The sequence below is a fragment of the Plantactinospora sp. BB1 genome (assembly GCF_003030385.1).
Classification (GTDB): domain Bacteria; phylum Actinomycetota; class Actinomycetes; order Mycobacteriales; family Micromonosporaceae; genus Plantactinospora.
In genome coordinates, this window is sequence record NZ_CP028159.1 from 3,019,876 (window position 1) to 3,037,330 (window position 17,455).

Genomic DNA, 17,455 nt, shown 5'->3' on the forward strand with positions numbered 1-17,455 from the left:
GCACCCGCGAAAAGGCGATATGAAGGGGCCCTTCCGCACCGGTTAGGCTCGTCAGGTGGAGGGGATGGACCGGTGAGGGTACTGGCAGCGATGTCCGGCGGGGTCGACTCGGCGGTCGCCGCCGCGCGGGCGGTGGAGGCCGGACACGACGTCACCGGGGTACACCTGGCGCTGGCGCGCAATCCGCAGACCTACCGGACCGGTGCCCGGGGCTGCTGCACCCTGGAGGACTCCCGGGACGCCCGGCGGGCGGCGGACGTGCTCGGCATCCCGTTCTACGTGTGGGATCTGGCCGACCGGTTCCACGAAGACGTGGTGGAGACCTTCGTCGCGGAGTACGCGGCGGGGCGTACCCCGAACCCGTGCCTGCGGTGCAACGAGAAGATCAAGTTCGCCGCCGTACTGGACCGGGCGGTGGCGCTCGGCTTCGACTCCGTGGTCACCGGTCACCACGCCCGGCTCGGCCCGGACGGGCTGCTCCGGCGCAGCGTCGACCTCGGCAAGGACCAGTCGTACGTGCTGGCGGTGCTGACCCGGGAGCAGCTCGACCGGTCGATCTTCCCGCTCGGCGACTCGACCAAGGCACAGGTACGCGCCGAGGCGGCCGACCGGGGCCTGGCGGTCGCCGACAAGCCCGACTCGCACGACATCTGCTTCATCGCCGACGGCGACACCCGGGGGTTCCTCGCCGACCGGCTGGGCGAGGCGCCCGGCGAGATCGTCGACGCCCGCACCGGTGCGGTGGTCGGCGCGCACAGCGGCGCGTACGCCTACACGGTGGGGCAGCGCAAGGGGTTGGCGCTCGGCGTGCCGGCCCCGGACGGGAAGCCCCGGTACGTGCTCTCGATCACCCCGAAGACCAACACCGTGACGGTGGGCCCGGCCGAGGCGCTGGAGGTCCGCACGGTGAGCGGCGAGCGGCCGGTCTGGACCGGTGGACCGGTGCCGACCGACGCCTTCGACTGCGAGGTGCAGTTGCGGGCACACGGCCAGGTGGTGCCGGCCACCGTCCGGCTCGACGGGGCGGCGCTGCGCGCCGAGCTGCGCGAGCCGGTCCGTGGGGTGGCGGCCGGGCAGGCGATCGTGGTCTACCGGCCCGATCCGGGCGGCGATGTCGTGCTCGGCTCGGCCACCATCAGCGCCGCCGCCTGAGAGCGTCGCTCCGGTGCCGCATGCCCGGCAGTGCCCGAATGGACCGTCGGTGCCGGGTGGCCGGGCAGTGCCGGATGGCCGGGCAGTGCCGGATGGACCGCCGGTGCCGGGTGGACTGCCGGTGCCGGGATAACCTGCCGACGTGACCGATCAACAGCAGCTGCCCGACCAACCGGCCGACTCGACGGCGGCGACCGGGCCGGCGTGGCCGTGGCCGGCCGGGGCGGCCTCCGGCATCGGCTCGATGCCCGGCACCGACATCGCCGAGGCCCAGCGGATCGTGCTCGGCGAGCTTCCCGTGCCGCACCTGCCCGAACTCCCCGCCAGGGGACCCGGTGCCGACCTGGTCGGCCGGAGCGCCGGGCTGCTGGTGGACCTGCCGGTCGAGCTCTACGCCGCCCGGTGGCGGATCGCCGGGCGTCCGGGGCGGGACCTGCGTCAGGCCCTCGACCTGCTGGAACGTGACCTGGACCAGATGACCGAGCAGGCCGGCGAGTTCACCGGCACCTTCAAGGTGCAGGCGGCCGGACCGCTCACCCTGGCCGCCAACGTCGAGCTTCCGGTCGGCGGCTGGATGCTCCGCGACCCCGGGGCGGTCCGGGACCTGACCGAGTCGCTCGCCGACGGGCTGCGCGGGTACGTGGCGCAGGTCCGCCGCCGGCTGCCCCGGGCCACGGTGCTGCTGCAACTGGACGAGCCGGCGCTGCCCGCCGTACTGGCCGGGCGGATTCCGACCGAGAGCGGGCTGGGGGCGTACCGGCCGGTCGAGTCGGGGACGGCGACTGGGCTGCTCCGTACCGTGGTGTCGACCGTCGACGCGCCGGTGGTGCTGCACTGCTGTGCCCCGGACGTACCGCTGGACCTGGTCCGGTCGACCGGCGCGGTCGCGGTCGCGCTCGACCTGGCCCTGGTGGACCGGCTCGACCCGGTCGGCGAGGCGATCGACGCCGGGCTGGGACTCTTCGCCGGGGCGGCACCGACGCTGCCGCCGCAGGGCGGGCGCGGGCCGTCGTCGGCCCAGGTCGCCGATCGGGTACGCCAACTCTGGGACCGGCTCGGCTTCCCCCGCGCCCGGCTCGCCGAGCAGGTGGTGGTGACCCCCGCCTGCGGGCTGGCCGGCGCCACCGGCGAGTACGCCCGGACCCTCCTCACCGCCTGCCGGGACGCGGGTCGCCGACTCGCCGAGGAGTAGGTTTTCCTGTCACATCCGACGGGCAGGATGGGGGCATGATCGGTCACCTCCGTTCCGTCGTCATCGACTGCCCCGATCCGCGCGCCCTGGCCGGCTTCTATTCGGAGCTGCTCGGGCTGCCCGTCGACGATCGGGGGGCCGACGACGACGATGGCTGGGTCGTGCTCGGCGGCGAGCCGGGGCAGCATCCCCGGCTCGCCTTCCAGAAGGCGGTCAACCTCCGGGAGCCGCGCTGGCCCGACCCGCACCGGCCGCAGCAGTTCCACCTGGACGTCACCGTCGAGGACATCGAGCAGGCCGAGGCCCAGGCGCTGGCGCTCGGTGCGACCCGGCTGCCCGGCGAGGGCCAGGGCTGGCGGGTCTACGCCGATCCCGCCGGCCACCCGTTCTGCCTCTGCTGGGACGACTGAGCCAACCGACCGGGCCCTGCCGGGACGACTGGGCCGACTCACCCGGCTCCGCTGGGACGACTGGGCCGACTCACCCGGCTCCGCCGGGACGACTGGGCAACTGACCAGGCTCCGCTGGGACGACTGGGCAGGCCGAGCGGGCGGGTGGCGGCGCCGGAACGACTCCGGGAAGATGGCCGCCATGCCTGATCCGGTCACCGCCTCGCCACGCCTCGCCCGCGCCTCCGGCTCGCTCTTCGGGCTGGCCTACGGTGACGCGCTCGGGGCGCCGACCGAGTTCCTGCCGGTCGTCGAGATCCACCGCCGGTACGGCCCGGCCGGCCCCCGCGAGCTGGTCGGCGATCCGGCCCGGGTCACCGACGACACCCAGATGGGGCTGGCGGTCGGCTGGGCGTTGCACGAGGCCGGCCCGGCGCCCACCCCCGAGGCGCTGGAGCCGCTGCTCCGGCAGCGCTTCGTGGCCTGGGCGCAGAGTCCGGAGAACAATCGCGCCCCCGGGATGACCTGCCTGCGCGCCTGCGGCGGCCTGGCCGAGGGGCTGCGCTGGCAGGCGGCGACAATGGCCGACTCGAAGGGCTGCGGCGCCAACATGCGGGTCACCCCGGTCGGGCTGGTCCCCGGCTACGACCTGGAGACGCTGGCCGGGGTCGCCCAGTTGCAGGCCGGGCTGACCCACGGCCACCCGACCGGGCTCGCCGCGAGCGAGCTGACCGCGTACGCGGTCCGGGTGCTGCGCGACGGCGCCGCCCTGGCCGAGCTGCCCGGCCTGCTGCGGGACCGGGCCGTACGGCAGCGCGCCGTCTACCGGACCGACTGGCTCGGCGACCTGTGGCAGCGGCCCGCCGTCGACGACCCGGTCACCTTCATCTCCCGGGGCTGGGACGAGTGCCTCGGGGTGCTCGACGCGTTGGACGCGGCGCTGGCGTCACCGGACGACGGCACCGACGCGTGCGCGGCCACCGGGGCGGGCTGGATCGCCGAGGAGGCGCTCGGCACCGCCCTGTACTGCGCGATCCGGCACGCCGACGACCCGGTGTCGGCGCTGGCTCGGGGCGCCACCACCTCCGGCGACTCGGACTCGATCGCCTGCCTGGCCGGGGCGTTCGTCGGCGCGGCGTACGGGATGGCGGCCTGGCCCGCCGACTGGCCCGACCGGATCGAGTACGCCGACCAGCTCGGCACCCTCGGCGCCGCCTGGGACTGACCGCCGCCGCGTACCGCCGGGGTTCCGGCGGCGGCGCCCGGCCCGGCCAGGCCGGTCCGACTGTGCGTGCCGGGGAGGGCGGCTAGGTTTGCGGTGAGGTCGGAGGAGGTCGAGGTGTCCGAGGAAGCGATCCCGCAGCAGGTCGGGCCGGAGCAGGAGGCGGCGGCCGGCGAGGAGCCGACCGCCGGGGCACGGGACCGGCACGCCGAGCTGAGCACCGAGATCACCGACCACCAGTACCGGTACTACGTGCTCGACGCGCCGATCGTCTCGGACGCCGAGTTCGACACGCTGCTGCGCGAGCTGGAGGCGCTGGAGGAGCGCTATCCGGCGCTGCGTACCCCGGAGTCGCCGACCCAGCGGGTCGGCGGCACCTTCTCCACGCTCTTCACCCCGGTGCCGCACATCGAGCGGATGATGTCGCTGGACAACGCCTTCACCCCGGAACAGTTGGCGGGTTGGGTGGAGCGGATCGAACGGGATGCCGGCGGTCCGGTGGACTACCTCTGCGAGCTGAAGGTGGACGGGCTGGCGATCAACCTCACCTACGAGAAGGGTCGGCTGGTCCGGGCCGCGACCCGGGGCGACACCCGGATCGGCGAGGACGTCACCGCGAACGTACGGACCCTGAAGGAGGTGCCGGAGCGGCTGACCGACGGCACCGAACCCGTCCCGGAGCTGCTGGAGGTGCGGGGCGAGATCTACTTTCCGGTGGCCGCCTTCGCCGACCTGAACGCGGGGCTGGTCGAGCAGGGGAAGCCGCCCTTCGCCAACCCGCGCAACGCGGCGGCGGGCAGCCTGCGGCAGAAGGATCCCCGGATCACGGCGAGCCGGCCGCTGCGGCTGGTCGTGCACGGCCTGGGGGCGCGGCAGGGGTTCGCGCCGGCCGCCCAGTCCGAGGCGTACGCGGCGCTGCGCGGCTGGGGGCTGCCGACCAGCGACCGCTGGCGGGTGGTGCCGGACCTGGCCGGCATCACCGACTACGTCGAGTACTACGCCGAGCACCGGCACGACGTCGAGCACGAGATCGACGGGGTGGTGGTCAAGGTCGACCCGGTGGCCATCCAGGGCCGGCTCGGCTCGACCAGCCGGGCACCCCGCTGGGCGATCGCCTTCAAGTACCCGCCGGAGGAGGTCACCACCGAGCTGCTCGACATCGAGGTGAACGTCGGCCGGACCGGCCGGGTGACGCCGTTCGCCGAGTTGAAGCCGGTGAAGGTGGCCGGTTCGACGGTGGCCCGGGCCACCCTGCACAACGCGCACGAGGTGGAGCGCAAGGGTGTGCTGATCGGCGACACGGTGGTGATCCGCAAGGCCGGTGACGTGATCCCGGAGGTGCTCGGGCCGATCGTGGAGCTGCGCCCGCCGGACGCCCGCCGGTTCGAGATGCCGACCCGCTGCCCGGCCTGCGGCACCGCCCTGGCGCCGTCCCGGGAGGGTGACGTCGACATCCGCTGCCCGAACGCGCGTACCTGCCCGGCGCAGCTGCGCGAGCGGATCTTCTATCTGGCCAGCCGGGAGGCGCTGGACATCGAGGTGCTCGGCTTCAAGGCGGTCGGCGCGCTGCTCGACGCGGGAGTGATCACCGACGAGGGCGATCTCTTCTATCTGGACGAGGAGCGGCTGGCCCGGGTGCCGTTCTTCGTACGCAAGGACGGCACGCTGGGCCGCAACGCGCAGAAGCTGCTGGAGAGTCTCGCCGCCGCGAAGGACCGGCCGCTGGCCCGGGTGCTGGTGGCGCTCTCCGTCCGGCACGTGGGTCCGACCGCCGCCGAGGCGCTGGCCCGGGAGTTCGGCTCGATCGCGGCGATCGAGGCGGCCGGTGAGCCGGAACTGTCGGCGGTGGACGGTGTCGGGCCGACGATCGCGGTCAGCCTGCGGGAGTGGTTCGAGGTGGACTGGCACCGCGAGGTGCTGCGCAAGTGGGCCGAGGCGGGCGTACGGATGGCCGAGGAGCGGGTCGAGGAGGGGCCGCGCCCGCTGGAGGGGTTGACCGTGGTGGTGACCGGGACGCTGTCCGGGTACACCCGGGACCGGGCGGCCGAGGAGCTGCGGCTGCGGGGCGCCAAGGTCAGCGGCTCCGTCTCGAAGAAGACCGACTTCGTGGTGGTCGGTGACAACCCGGGCTCCAAGGCGGAGAAGGCGGCGGCGCTGAAGGTGCCTATGCTCGACGAGGCCGGTTTCGCGGCGCTGCTCACGGAGGGTCCGGAGGCCGCGGGTAGGCTCGTACTCAGTGACGATTAGTAATGGGTCGATCAGCACTCCGTAACAGAACTTCCTGGGCAAGATGCGCAGTATTTCAAGTTAGTCACGACTAGGCCCGATTCGCGTCTGTCGCCTCCCGCCGGGCGCGGGTCAGGGCGTTTCATGGGAGGCACGTCGCGCGGCAGCCGCCGCGCCCAGACCGAGAGGTTCGGGAGGTCACATGGAGGCCGCCGCGCTGCGGAACTCCGTCCCTCCAGATCGGACGGCGCCGTTCTTCGGCTTCGTCTGGGCTGTCGTCGGCCTGGCCGTCGGGGTCTCCGCCGTGTCGCTGCTCGCCCTCCCCGGCGAGCTGCCCCGGCTGCCGCTGGCGTTCTGGCTGATGGCGGCCCTCGCGGTCACCTTCGACGCCCGCCCGTTCAGCCCGCACGCCGAGCGGCGCAGCATGTCGGTCTTCCCGTCGATCTGCTTCACCTTCGCCGTCGCCCTGGAGTGGGGGCCGGGGCCGGCCATCGCGGTACAGGCCGCCGCCGTGCTGGTCTCCGGCTGGCGGATGCGGTACGCGCCCTGGCGCACGATCTTCAACATCGCCCAGTACGCCTGCGCACTCGTCGCCGCCGACGCGGTCGTCCGGCTGGTACCCGGTGACGGGTTCGGCGGGACCGACCGGCTCCGGCCGCTCGACGTGCTCGTCGCGGTCGGCGCGGCGGGCGCCTGGCTGACCGTCAACCACGGCCTGGTCGCCACCGCCGTCCGGCTGCGTTTCGGCGGGCGGTGGTGGACCCGGATCCGCCAGGGGCTCGGCTTCGAGCTGCTCGCCACCGGCTCGCTGCTGCTGCTCGCCCCGGTGCTGGTCGCCGCCGCCCGGACCAGCCCGGCGCTGGTCCCGATGATGGTGCTGCCGCTCTACGCCGTCTCCCGGATGGCCCGGCTCTCCGCCGAACGGGAGCAGCTCGCCCGGCAGGACCCGCTGACCGGGCTGGCCAACCGGGAGGCGCTGCGGGTCGAGGTGACCGAGCAGGTGGCGGTGCACGCCGAGCTGGCCGGCAAGCAGGCCCCCGGCGGGCAGCTCGCGCTGCTCCTGCTCGACCTGGACCGCTTCAAGCACGTCAACGACGCCCTCGGGCACGCCGTCGGGGACCGGCTGCTGGTCGAGGTCGCCGCCCGGCTGACCACGGCCGTACGCCCGCCGGACCTGATCGCCCGGCTCGGCGGGGACGAGTTCGCCATCCTCGCCACCCGGCTCGACGGGGTGGCCGACGCCCGGCGGGTCGCCGACCGGGTGGTCGGGGAGCTGACCGACCCGGTACCGCTGGACGGGCTGCCGCTGGACGTCGGCGGCTCGATCGGGATAGCGCTCTATCCGGAGCACGGCGCCGACTTCGCCACCCTGATGCGCCACGCCGACGTGGCGATGTACGACGCGAAGCACCGGGGCGACCCGGTGGCGGTCTACGCCGCCGAGTCCGACCACAACTCGGCGGAGCGGCTGAGCCTGCTGGCCGACCTGCGCCGGGTGTTGGAGACCGGGGCCGACGACGCCGGTGAGATCACCCTCTACTACCAGCCGCAGATCGCGATCGCCACCGGCGAGGTGGTCGGGGTGGAGGCGCTGCTGCGCTGGCGGCACCCCCGGCGCGGCATGGTCGACCCGGAGGAGCTGATCCGGGTCGCCGAGCAGAGCGCGGTGATGCGGCTGCTGACCCGTCGGGTCGTCGACGACGTGGTGGAGCAGCTCGCGAAGTGGTCCGCCGCCGGGCTGGAACTGCGGGCGGCGGTCAACGTCAGCGTCCGTGACCTGCACACCGGGGAGATCGCCGACCAGATCGCGGAGCGGCTCGCCCGGTACGGCGTACCGCCGTCGCGGATCCAGCTGGAGATGACCGAGGGCGCGCTGATGGCCGACCCGCGCCGGGTGCTGGCCACCATCACCCGGCTGGACCGGATCGGGGTGGCGATCTCGATGGACGACTTCGGCACCGGCTACTCCTCGATGCAGCACCTGCGCCGGCTGCCGCTGGCCGAGGTGAAGGTCGACCGCTCCTTCGTACTCGGGATGGTCGCCGACGCCGACGACGCGGCGATCGTCCGGTCGGTGATCGAGCTGGCCGGTGCCCTGGGGTTGCGGGTCGTCGCCGAGGGGGTGGAGGACGAGCGCACCTGGCGGCTGCTGCACGAGGCCGGCTGCGAGGTCGCGCAGGGCTGGTTCTTCGCCCGGCCGATGCCGGCGGAGGAGCTGGTCACCTGGCTCTCCCGGTACCGGCCGATCAGCCCCGCCACCCGGGTCGGCGCCGGCGGCCCCGCCCCGACCGGCGCGGAGCGGACCGGCTCGGGCGTCCGGGCCGGGCGGGACGACGGCCGGGCGGCACCGCTCGGCGAGCGGGCGGTGCGCAACGGCGACGGGGCGGCGCAGCTCGGCGAGCGGCCGGACCGGCCGGCCGGGGTGGCCGGGCCGACGATTGAGCGGGACGTGCTGGCCGAGCCGGTCGAGCCGGGCACGCCGGTGACGGCGAGCGGCGGGCCGGCGAAGGCGGAGGCGGCGGCCCGGCTGCATCCGAGCGTGGAGTGAACCGGCGGCCGCAGGGTGCCGCCGGGGACGGCCGGGGCCGGGGAAGTCGGAGGCGCCCGGGGACGGCCCGGGGCCCGGGGGAGTCGGGGGCGGCGACGCTCGGGGTGCCAAATAGACTCGCTGGGGTCGCGGCGCGCGTGCCACGCTGCGCCGGGAAAGTCGACGGCGGAAGCCGCGTAGACGTCAAGGCATGAAGGGGGCACCGATGTCCGCCATCTCCCGCGAGGAGGTCGCGCACCTGGCGCGACTGTCGCGGCTCGCCGTCACCGAGGAGGAGCTGGACACCTTCGCCGGCCAGCTCGACGTGATCCTCCAGGCCGTCGCGCGGGTCGGCGAGGTGGCCGCCGCGGACATCCCGCCCACCTCGCACTCCGTGCCGCTGACCAACGTGCTGCGCGACGACGTGGTGGTGCCCGGCCTGACCCGGGCGGAGGCGCTCTCCGGGGCGCCGGACAGCGAGGAGGACCGGTTCCGGGTGCCGCGCATCCTGGACGAGGACGAGCCGCCCAGCCCCCGTGGTGAGGGCCCGGCGGAAGGGAACGCGTGACCACCATGGCTGACGTGACCAGGATGACCGCGACCGAGATCGCGGCCCTCATCGCCGGTGGCGAGGCGTCCGCGGTCGAGGTGACCCAGGCGCACCTGGACCGGATCGCCGCGGTCGACGACCGGGTGCACGCCTTCCTGCACGTCGACACCGACGGTGCGCTGGAGGCGGCCCGCGCGGTCGACGCGAAGCGGGCCGCCGGGGAGAAGCTGGGCCCGCTGGCCGGGGTGCCGGTGGCGGTCAAGGACGTACTCACCACCAAGGGCGTGCCGACGACCGTCGGGTCCAAGATCCTCCAGGGCTGGCGGCCGCCGTACGACTCGACGATCGTGCGCCGGCTGCGCGAGGCCGGCACGGTGATGCTGGGCAAGACCAACATGGACGAGTTCGCGATGGGCTCGTCGACGGAATACTCGGCGTACGGGCCGACGGGGAACCCGTGGGACCTGGGGCGGATCCCGGGCGGCTCCGGCGGCGGCAGCTCGGCCGCGCTGGCCGCGTACGAGGCGCCGCTGGCGATCGGCTCCGACACCGGCGGCTCGATCCGGCAGCCGGGTGCGGTGACCGGCACCGTCGGGGCGAAGCCGACCTACGGCGGCACCTCGCGATACGGCCTGGTCGCCTTCTCCTCGTCGCTGGACACCCCCGGCCCGTGTGCGCGTACGGTGCTGGACGCGGCGCTGCTGCACGAGGTGATCGGCGGGCACGACCCGCGCGACTCCACCTCGATCCCGGCGCCGGTGCCGGACGTGGTCGCCGCCGCCCGGGCCGGCGCCTCCGGTGACCTGACCGGGGTCCGGCTGGGCCTGGTCACCGAGTTCTCCGGCGAGGGTGCCGAGCCGGGGGTGACGGCCGCATTCCGGGACGCCGTCGACGCGCTGACCAAGCTCGGTGCCGAGGTCGTCGAGGTCTCCTGCCCGCACTTCCAGTACGCGCTGCCGGCCTACTACCTGATCGCGCCGAGCGAGTGCTCCTCGAACCTGGCCCGGTTCGACGGGGTGCGGTTCGGGCTGCGGGTCGGCGACGACGGCGTGCACTCGCTGGAGGAGGTGATGTCGCTGACCCGGGACGCCGGCTTCGGCCCCGAGGTCAAGCGGCGGATCATGCTCGGCACGTACGCGCTCTCGTCCGGCTACTACGACGCCTACTACGGGCAGGCGCAGAAGGTGCGTACCCTGATCACCCGCGACTTCACCGCCGCGTTCGAGCAGGCCGACGTGCTGATCTCGCCGACGACGCCGTTCGTGGCGTTCCCGTTCGGCTCGCGGACGGCGGATCCCTACCAGATGTACCTGGCGGACCTCTTCACCATCCCGACCAACCTCTACGGCGGGCCTGGCATCTCGGTACCGTGCGGGCTGTCGGAGGGGCTGCCGGTGGGCTTGCAGATCATGGCGCCGACGATGGCGGACGACCGGATGTACCGGGTCGGCGCCGCGCTGGAGTCGGTGATCGGCACGCTCACCCCGCCGGAGCTCTGAGCCGGGGTCACATTCCGTCGGGGACCGTCCCCGCCGGCGGTGGTACCGGAAGGTGCGCATCCGCCGGCGGTGTGGGCGCCGGACGCAGCCGGGATGCAGGGCGGGCGCAGCGCGGTCTCGGCCCGGCGGGAGCAAGGCCGGTCACACTCCGACCTTATTGCCAAGAGTGTGCAATAAGGTCGGTGCACCGGCCATCCCGCAACCGGGGGGACACCCATGCCGCACGGCTTCACCGGCTCTGCCCGCAGCGCCGACACCAGCTCCACCGTCGAGTTCCCGGTCGACCCCGCCGTCCCTGAGCTGATCATGGCCTGGGGGCGCGGCTGGGCGGTTTCCCGGGGGACGCCCGCGCCGGTCGAGGTCCCCGGCGGCTTCCGGGTCGACGTCGGGCTGCCGGGCCATCGGGTACGCCACGTGCTGCACACCTACGACGCCGAGCTGCTCGGCCGGCTCGGTCGGGAGCTGACCGCCCCCGGCAACTGGATCAAGGTGAGTGGAGATCCGGCCGGGTTCCGGGCCGCGCTGCCCGACGGGTGGACGATGGACATCGCCGGACACCTGATGAGCGTGCGGTTCCGCGCGGAGCCGGTCGCGCCGCCCGCCGGCTACACGGTCCGGGTGCACACCGAGCCCGGCACCGGGGTGGTCGTCGCGACGGTGCACGACAGCGTCGGCGGCAGGGCCGCGTCGGGGCGGCTCGCCCCCGCCGGGGAGTTCGGCATCGTCGACCAGGTCGAGACCGAGCCGGCACACCGGCGGCGGGGGCTGGGCAGCGTCGTCATGCGTACCCTCGCCGCGCGGGCGGCGGCCGGCGGGCTGCGTACCGGAATCCTGGTCGCCACCGACGACGGCCGCGCCCTCTACCGCGCCCTCGGCTGGGACGTCCGCTCCGACGTCTCCGGGGCGTACCGCCCGGAGGTCCGGGCCGGGGCGCGGCCGCCGGGGCATCCGCGCGGCTGACCGGTCGGTCCGGGAGCGCCCCGCTGTCCAGTCCTGTCCAACCGGGTCCAGGATGCCCGGCGGCACCGTCGGACATCGATGACTCTCGGCTCAGTAGCGGCGCCGGCGGGGGTTCGGCGCAGATGCCTACCGAGGAGGAGCCAGTCCATGAGAGTCCTACCCAAGAGGGCCAACTGGGCAACATCAGCGGCGGTCGCCCTGGTGCTGGCGGCGCCGGCCCTGGCGCTGAGCCAGCCGGCGGGTGCCGCACCCGGACCCGGCCTGGACCCGGGTGCCACCGCCGAGGCGTGGGCGGCTGGCCGGGCCGCGTACGGGCCGGGGGCCAGCGAGCACCAGGCGATCGAGGCGTACTGGACGCCGGAGCGGATGCGGGCGGCGCAGCCCGTCGAGGAGTCACCCGCCTACCGGCAGGCGGTCAAGCGGTACGTCGACAGTGGACAGGCGAACCGGCAGGCGGTCGACCGGGGCGCCCGGCTGACGATCCCGCCGGCCGCCGGTGAGCTGGGTACCCCGGAGCGCGGTCCGGTGCCGGCGGCACTCAACCCGAACTTCGCCTCCAACCACCCGACGGCGCGGACCAGTGGCAAGGTCTTCTTCACCCTGCCCACCGGCAACTTCGTCTGCTCCGGAACGGTGGTCAACTCCGAGGGCCAGGACACGGTCTGGACCGCCGGGCACTGCACCCACCCGGGTGGTCCGGGCGGCGCGCTGGCCACCAACTGGGCCTTCGTGCCCGCCTTCGACGACGACCTCGCCAATCCCCGGCCGTTCGGCACCTGGACGGCGTCCCGGCTCGTCCCGGCGCCGGGCTGGACCGCCAGCTCGAACTTTGCCGAGGACATGGCGGTGGCGATCATGAACACCCTGAACGGGCAGCACATCGTCGCCCGGCTCGGCGGCCAGGGCCTGGACGTCAACCGGGGCCTGAACGTCCCGATCAACGCCTTCGGCTATCCGCAGGAGGCGCCCTTCGACGGCGGGAACCTGCTGCGCTGCTCCGGCAACTCGCAGCCGGAGTCGGCCGGTGCCACCCAGACCATCCGGATCCCCTGCGACATGACCCGGGGCTCCAGCGGCGGCGGCTGGCTGCTCAACTGGGACGGCAACTTCGGCTTCCTGTACGGCGTCAACAGCCGGATCGACCGGATCGTGAACCCGACGATCATGATCTCGCCGTTCTTCGACAACACCGCGCTGAACCTCTACAACCAGACCAGGAACCTCTGACCGTTCGACAGGTCGCCGCGGTTGCGGTGCCGTCCGGGGTGGGCCGCTGGGCCGGCCGCCCCGGGCGCCGCCGACGTCATCGGGCCGGCATCGGCTGCCGCTGGGTCCGGCCGAGGAACTCCCGGATGTGGCCGGCGATCTCGTCGACGTGCGTCTCCAGCGCGAAGTGGCCGGTGTCGAGGAGGTGGATCTCGGCGTCCGGCAGGTCCCGCTGGAAGGCGCGGGCACCCTCCGGGCCGAAGATCGGATCGTTGGCGCCCCAGACCGCGAGCAGCGGTACCCGGGTCTGCCGGAAGCACTCCTGGGCCCGGGGATAGAGGTCGAGGTTCGTCTGGTAGTCCCGGAAGAGCTGGAGTTGGTTGTCGTGGTTGCCCGGCCGGCCGAGCACCTCCATCGCGTGGTGCCAGGCGTCCGGGCTGACCAGGCTGACGTCCGGCACCCCGGTCTCGTACTGGGCCCGGACCTCCTGCTCGGTGAAGGCCAGCCGGGCGGCGGCCTCGTTCTCCGGTCCGGGATCCTTCGCGTACCCGAAGAGCGGCTTCCAGAACTTCTCGACGAATCCCTCCCGGTAGGCGTTCCCGCTCTGGGTGACGATCGCCGAGATGCTCTCCGGCCGGCGCAGCAGCAGCCGCAGGGCGATCGGCGCGCCGTAGTCCTGCATGTAGACGGCGTACCGGCGGATGTCGAGCTGGTTCAACAGCCCCATGGTGACGTCGGTGAGCGCGTCGAAGGTGTACGGGAAGTCGCCCAGGGACGGGACCGCGGAGTAGCCGAAGCCGATGTGGTCCGGCGCCACCACGTGGTAGTCGTCGGCCAGCGCCGGGATCAGGTTCCGGAACATGTGCGAGCTGGTCGGGAAGCCGTGCAGCAGGACCAGCGGCGGCGCGTCCGGCGGGCCGGCCTCGCGGTAGAAGACGTCCAGGCCGTCGACCGTGGTGTTCCGGTGGTGTACCGCGCCGCTCATCGTTCCCCCGCGATCGTCCCGGCAGATTCGCCTCTTTCGCTCATACTCCCCAATCCCGGTCTTCTCCGGGCGGGTATCGACAGCGGCGGAGGTGTCCGGGCCGGCCGGGTGGGGCCGGAGATCCGAGCGGCGGTGGGGGTGCCCGGTCACCCGCCCTCGGGGAGTTCCTGGCCGGTGAGGAGCCGGGCGCCGTCGAGCAGCAGCGGCTGCCAGCCGGGCGCGCCGGTACGCCCGTGCTTCGGATCGATCCCGGTGAACGTCCGGCCGCCGATGCGCACCCGGACGTGCCGGGCGGCCCAGTCGGCGGTGGCGCGCTGGCGTACCCGGCCGGGGCACCGCCAGGTGCCGTCGGCGAAGCGTACGACCTGGGAGTGCCCGTGCACCTGGCCGAAGGGCACGAACCCGCCGCCGCCGTAGTACGCCAGCCACGGCTCGTGCAGCTCCCAGCCCGCCTCGGCCCAGAACGGCCCGGCCGCCCGGTCCACCCCGAACTCCCCGCCCCGGAAGATCAGGGGCGTCGGGCGCTCGTTCAGCAGCCGGGCCGCGAGCGCGGCGCCCGGCGGCTCGCCCAGCTCCCGCCAGGCGCCGACCGTCAACCCGGCGTGGCAGGCCAGCAGGTCCTCGCCGTCGGCGGTGCGGATCGCGACGGCCACCCGCAGCCGGCCCTCCGCCCACCAGGAGCGGAGCAGCTCGGCGTCGGCGTCGGCGAGCCGGTCCGGCCAGAACGGCGTCCCGCCGGGCAGGTACTGCGCCTCGTGGTTGCCGGCGAGCTGGATCCACCGCTCCGGCTGGTGGTCGAGATACCAGCGGACGATCTCCAGCACCGCGCCGCTGTGCGGGCCCCGGTCGACGAGATCGCCGACCTGCACCACCGTGACGTCGTCGGGCAGGCCCGGCCGGTCGTCGTCCGCGCCGAGCGCCCGCAGGGCGTCGCGCAACTGGTCGGCGTGGCCACCGACGTCACCGATCAGCGCTATCCGGACCATCGCCGCTCCCCGGTCGGACGAACCCACTGTCGGCGAGGGTAGCTCGGCGACGGATCATCCGGCCGCCCCGTTCGTCGACTATGGACGGTGCTTCGGCCCGGTCCCGCCGGATTCGACCACGCCGGGTGCCGGCTCGACGCCGGGGCGTACCGGTCGACCGGGCCGGTCCAAATTGTTGCTCCGATCCGCCCCAGCCGGGCCGATGACACCGAAGTGATCTATTAGGGTGCCTTGTCATGACTGGCGGTTCAGGTGACGGGTTCACGGTAGACCCGACAGCGCTGGAGAGCTTCTCCAAGACCAGCTACGCCCGCGCGGACGACTTCGACGAGATCCGTGGCCGGCTCCGGGACGGCGCCGTCGGGCGCTCCTCCTTTGGCATCATGCCCGCCTCGTTCACCCTCTACGAGCAGTACGAGTCGTGCCTCGACGAGTGCCTCCAGGCCCTGGCGGACGGGTCCGAGGTGATGGAGGTGATCGCCGACGCGGTCACCGCCGAGCGGGACTCGTATGTGAACAGCGACGCCGCCGCGCAGGCCCGGTTCGGCGGCTGACCAGGCACCGCCGCGACGACCCGACCGGCGCGGCACACCGAAGACCACGAAGGGGGAGGGCGCAGTGTCCACCGTCGCGCTCGAACGCAGCAAGACCTATTTCGAGCAGTTCGTCGGCTCCGTACCGGAGCCGCTCCAGGGCTTCACCCGGACGGTGTTGTCACCGTTCGAGCAGCTCCTCGAACAGGTGGCCGGCGATCCCGACGACCTGATGCGGGGCGCGGAACGCTGCCTCGCCGCGTCGAACGACGTGCTCGCGATCGCCGCCCAGCAGCAGACCGACCGGGCCCAGCTCCAGCCGCCGGCCTGGGGCGGCAGCGCACAGGAGGCGTTCCAGACCGGGCTGACCAACGTCGAGCAGACCATCCGGCAGCTCGCCGAGGGCCTGAACGCGGCCAAGGAGGTACTCGTCGAGGCGGCGAACGCGGCCGTCGACGCGTTCAACCTGCTCTGCGAGCTGATCTTCGAGTTCCTGACCGCCTTCCTGATCGAGGCGATCATCGCCGCCGCGGCGGCGTTCCTCAGCTTCGGCGCCTCGATCGCCGCCTTCGTCGTACGCTGGCTGGCCCGGCTGGCGATGACGCTGGGCCGGGGCGCCCGGATCGTCAGCAAGCTGGTCCGGATCCTCCAGAAGCTCGCCACCAAGCTGGACGACGTCAAGACGCTGCTGACCCAGTACCGCAAGCGGGTGATGGAGCTGCGCAAGCTGAAGAAGGAATACGCCATCTGGAAGCAGCAGGGCCGTACCGCGCAGGGGCGGGCGATCCTGGCGGAGCACAGTCTCAAGGTCGGCGTACCCCGCTTCGTCTTCAACCAGGTCTCGCCGGTCAACCTGAGCGGCAAGGGCGGTGCGGTGCTGGACACCGCCGTCGGCATGCACGACATCTCGGACGGGCAGAAGGACCGCAACTACGCGACCGACGGCACCTACCGGGAGGACATCGGCCCGTACACCAAGAGCGTGCAGAATCTGATCGACTCGGTGGGCTGACCGGCCGGTGGGCGGACCGGTCACCGACGCACCGAAGCGGACGAGGGCAGGAGAGGACGACGTGGCGGAATACCCCGCGCTGGATCGGCTGGAGCAGCTCGCGAACAGCCTGGACGGGCTGCAATCCCAGATGAGCCGGCGGATCGAGGAGCTACAGGCGCAGCCGGTCGAGCTGGAGAGCGAGAGCGGTGCCGTACGGGTGGCGGTCGACCACGGCGGCCGGGTCGACCGGGTCGACATCACCTCCCGGGGCATGCGGTACAGCCCGGACCAGCTCGGCGCGGAGATCACCGGCACGATCCGGCGGGCGCAGCGGGAGGCGACCCGGCGGTTGCAGGACTCCATGCGGGAGGTGCTGGGCAACGCCGCCGACGACTACCCGCTGGGCTGAGCCGTGCCCACCGACTACCGCCACCTCTACACGGACGCGGTCACCAGCAGGCTCGAACCGGGCGAGGCGGTCCTGGCGCTCAGCGAGGCGAAGCGTCCGCACGGGCTGGCGCCGGACCCGCCGCCCCGACCGCCGGAGCCGACCCCGGGCGACGGTGCCGCGGTGGCCGGCATGGGGCTGGCCAACGTGGCGCTCAGCGGGCTTGAGGCGATCGACAACATCGGCGGCGGGGGTCCGACCGACTGGCTGATCCGGCTCTTCTTCGGCCGCGCCGCACGGGGCCGGCTCGACTCGGTCGCCGCCGGCTACGTCCGGGCCGTGCCGACCGACGCCAAGCTGCTGGCCGTGGTCACCGACCGGCGGCTGGTGGTCTTCTCGGTCGCCCCCTCCACCGAGATACGGCCGTTCGGCGAGCCGACCCCGCCGGTGGCGGCGGCGAGACTGAAGCCCCTCTGGTCGGTGCCCCGGGCCGAGGTGAGCGGCGCGCGCCGACGCCGGCACCGGCTGCACGGCGCCCGGCTCCGGGTCACCTTCCGGGACGGCTCCTGGCTGGAGCTGACCGGCCCGCTCTGCATGGGCCGGCAGCGGGCCGGCGAGCTGCGCGACGCCCTGGCCGGCTGAGCCC

16 protein-coding genes are annotated in these 17,455 nt (G+C 73.7%); 14 read left to right on the forward strand and 2 right to left on the reverse strand.

Annotated elements, in window-relative coordinates; all coding sequences use genetic code 11:
* Window positions 1-72: 72 nt before the first annotated feature.
* The 10 genes from mnmA (at window position 73) to C6W10_RS13185 (ending at window position 12,944) form a co-directional block, all read left to right on the forward strand.
* Window positions 73-1,152, forward strand: coding sequence for a tRNA 2-thiouridine(34) synthase MnmA (gene mnmA, locus C6W10_RS13140; RefSeq protein ID WP_199853924.1), 1,080 nt, complete (start codon window positions 73-75; stop codon window positions 1,150-1,152).
* A 244-nt stretch (window positions 1,153-1,396) separates the two neighbouring features.
* A complete protein-coding gene (locus C6W10_RS13145) occupies window positions 1,397-2,344 on the forward strand; it encodes a methionine synthase (protein WP_107263907.1) in 948 nt (315 codons plus the stop codon).
* 35 nt (window positions 2,345-2,379) lie between these two features.
* The gene (locus tag C6W10_RS13150) at window positions 2,380-2,754 is read left to right on the forward strand and encodes a VOC family protein (protein WP_107258323.1); all 375 of its coding nucleotides are present in this window, start codon (window positions 2,380-2,382) and stop codon (window positions 2,752-2,754) included.
* Window positions 2,755-2,935: 181 nt separating this feature from the next.
* Entirely contained in the window at window positions 2,936-3,958 is a 1,023-nt protein-coding gene (locus C6W10_RS13155) for an ADP-ribosylglycohydrolase family protein (RefSeq protein ID WP_234361735.1), read from the forward strand.
* Between the two features lie 114 nt (window positions 3,959-4,072).
* On the forward strand, window positions 4,073-6,202 hold the full coding sequence (gene ligA / locus C6W10_RS13160; RefSeq protein WP_107263908.1) for an NAD-dependent DNA ligase LigA: 2,130 nt from the start codon (window positions 4,073-4,075) through the stop codon (window positions 6,200-6,202).
* Window positions 6,203-6,383: 181 nt separating this feature from the next.
* Window positions 6,384-8,729: a bifunctional diguanylate cyclase/phosphodiesterase gene (locus tag C6W10_RS13165; protein WP_199853925.1), complete on the forward strand. Its 2,346-nt coding sequence runs from the start codon at window positions 6,384-6,386 to the stop codon at window positions 8,727-8,729.
* Between the two features lie 205 nt (window positions 8,730-8,934).
* Complete coding sequence (gene gatC, locus C6W10_RS13170; RefSeq protein ID WP_101371937.1) at window positions 8,935-9,276, forward strand: Asp-tRNA(Asn)/Glu-tRNA(Gln) amidotransferase subunit GatC; 342 nt, start codon at window positions 8,935-8,937, stop codon at window positions 9,274-9,276.
* A 5-nt stretch (window positions 9,277-9,281) separates the two neighbouring features.
* Window positions 9,282-10,757 carry an Asp-tRNA(Asn)/Glu-tRNA(Gln) amidotransferase subunit GatA gene (gene gatA / locus C6W10_RS13175; RefSeq protein WP_107263909.1) on the forward strand — a complete coding sequence of 492 codons (1,476 nt, stop codon included), beginning with the start codon at window positions 9,282-9,284 and terminating at the stop codon, window positions 10,755-10,757.
* 216 nt (window positions 10,758-10,973) lie between these two features.
* Window positions 10,974-11,717: a GNAT family N-acetyltransferase gene (locus C6W10_RS13180; RefSeq protein ID WP_199853926.1), complete on the forward strand. Its 744-nt coding sequence runs from the start codon at window positions 10,974-10,976 to the stop codon at window positions 11,715-11,717.
* A 147-nt stretch (window positions 11,718-11,864) separates the two neighbouring features.
* Window positions 11,865-12,944 carry a serine protease gene (locus tag C6W10_RS13185; RefSeq protein ID WP_159104568.1) on the forward strand — a complete coding sequence of 360 codons (1,080 nt, stop codon included), beginning with the start codon at window positions 11,865-11,867 and terminating at the stop codon, window positions 12,942-12,944.
* 76 nt (window positions 12,945-13,020) lie between these two features.
* On the opposite strand, the gene C6W10_RS13190 is transcribed toward C6W10_RS13185, so the two are convergent.
* On the reverse strand, window positions 13,021-13,908 hold the full coding sequence (locus tag C6W10_RS13190; protein ID WP_107258326.1) for an alpha/beta fold hydrolase: 888 nt from the start codon (window positions 13,906-13,908) through the stop codon (window positions 13,021-13,023).
* Between the two features lie 146 nt (window positions 13,909-14,054).
* Window positions 14,055-14,921 (reverse strand): metallophosphoesterase, encoded by an 867-nt coding sequence (locus C6W10_RS13195; protein WP_234361736.1) that lies wholly within the window; start codon window positions 14,919-14,921, stop codon window positions 14,055-14,057.
* A gap of 209 nt (window positions 14,922-15,130) precedes the next feature.
* On the opposite strand from C6W10_RS13195, the gene C6W10_RS13200 reads away from it, so the two are divergent.
* The 4 genes from C6W10_RS13200 (at window position 15,131) to C6W10_RS13215 (ending at window position 17,451) form a co-directional block, all read left to right on the forward strand.
* Window positions 15,131-15,448, forward strand: coding sequence for a hypothetical protein (locus C6W10_RS13200; protein ID WP_107258328.1), 318 nt, complete (start codon window positions 15,131-15,133; stop codon window positions 15,446-15,448).
* 64 nt (window positions 15,449-15,512) lie between these two features.
* On the forward strand, window positions 15,513-16,439 hold the full coding sequence (locus C6W10_RS13205) for a WXG100 family type VII secretion target (protein WP_107258329.1): 927 nt from the start codon (window positions 15,513-15,515) through the stop codon (window positions 16,437-16,439).
* 61 nt (window positions 16,440-16,500) lie between these two features.
* Entirely contained in the window at window positions 16,501-16,830 is a 330-nt protein-coding gene (locus tag C6W10_RS13210) for a YbaB/EbfC family nucleoid-associated protein (protein WP_159079474.1), read from the forward strand.
* Window positions 16,831-16,833: 3 nt separating this feature from the next.
* Entirely contained in the window at window positions 16,834-17,451 is a 618-nt protein-coding gene (locus tag C6W10_RS13215) for a hypothetical protein (protein WP_107258331.1), read from the forward strand.
* Window positions 17,452-17,455: the final 4 nt, after the last annotated feature.